The sequence below is a fragment of the Desulfovibrio sp. 1214_IL3152 genome (genome assembly GCF_036763055.1).
Classification (GTDB): Bacteria; Desulfobacterota; Desulfovibrionia; order Desulfovibrionales; family Desulfovibrionaceae; genus Desulfovibrio.
On record NZ_JBAIYW010000392.1, the window covers coordinates 1 to 1197 of the forward strand.

At 61.9% G+C, this 1197-nt stretch carries 2 protein-coding genes; both read left to right on the forward strand.

Features of this window, described 5'->3' with window-relative positions; all coding sequences use genetic code 11:
• Positions 1-475 (forward strand): RNB domain-containing ribonuclease (locus V6C07_RS08540; RefSeq protein WP_333535971.1); only part of this gene is annotated, 475 nt, incomplete at its 5' end.
• A gap of 106 nt (positions 476-581) precedes the next feature.
• Positions 582-1197, forward strand: a 616-nt coding sequence (gene plsY / locus V6C07_RS08545) for a glycerol-3-phosphate 1-O-acyltransferase PlsY (protein WP_333535972.1), incomplete at its 3' end; no start/stop codon positions are given.

Genomic DNA, 1197 nt, shown 5'->3' on the forward strand with positions numbered 1-1197 from the left:
GACGCCCTCGGGCCTTGAGGTGCAGGCCAGGCCGCACGCGGCTTTGGGCCTTGACCGCTATACGCCCGTTACTTCGCCCCTGCGGCGTTATCCCGATCTTGTCAACGAGGCCCAGGTAGTGCATTTCTTGTGTTCGGGGCAACCCCGCTGGAGCGAGAGCGCCCTGACCGAGCTTTTGCAGACGATCTCGCCTGTGCTGGATGCCGTGGGGCAGGTGCAGCGTTTTCGCCCGCGCTACTGGAAGCTGCTGTATTTCCGTCAGCAGGGCGACAAGGTCTGGTGGCCCGGCGTGATCACGGAAGAGAATGATGCCTTTGTAAGCGTGAGCCTGCAGGATCAGGGCATGTTTGTGCGCGGCAGGCGGAAGCTCTTTGACGACAGGGCGCATCCCGGCCTGCGGGTGGATGTGCGGATCGGCAAGGTACACCCGCTGTACAATGAAATCATGATTCTGGAAGCAGCCACGGTGGACTAGCGCGGCCCTGACGGTTGCGGTTGCGCGGGCTTCAGGGCGCGTCCCTGGCCTCCCGGCGGTGATACTCTCAAGAAATGCAGTCCGACAGCGTGTTGTGGAGATGCCCATGCTGGAAATACTCTGGATAGCCCTGGCTTATGTGCTTGGTTCCGCGCCGTGGGGGCTGGTCATTGCCAGAACCTTTTGCGGTATTGATCCGCGTGAAAGCGGCAGCCGTAATACCGGGGCCACCAACGTGGCCCGCCTTTGCGGTTTCAAGTGGGGCGTAGCCACACTTTTGTGTGACGTGCTCAAGGGGGCCGTGCCTGTGTGGCTGGCCTTCAGAATCAACGGGTCGCCCGTTTTTGTCAGCGTGGTGGCTCTGGCCTGTGTGCTTGGGCATGTCTTTTCCTGCTTTATGAAGTTTCGGGGCGGCAAGGCCGTGGCAACGAGCATCGGCATTTTTCTGCCCCTGGCCTTCTGGCAGCTTCTGGCCGCCTCTCTGCTGTGTACGCTTGTTATCTGGCGCAGCGGCTTTGTTTCTCTGGGGTCTTTGACCCTGGTCACGGCCCTGCCCGTGGCGCTGGCCGTCAGCGGGTTGTGGGTATGGCTGCCGCTGGCCCTCGGTGTGTGGGCCGTTGTGGTCTGGAAGCACCGGGAGAATATCGTCCGTCTGCGTTCCGGCACGGAAAAAAGCTGGCTCAAGAGCAAGAGCAGCGGCGAAGCGCCGGCCAATGCCGAGG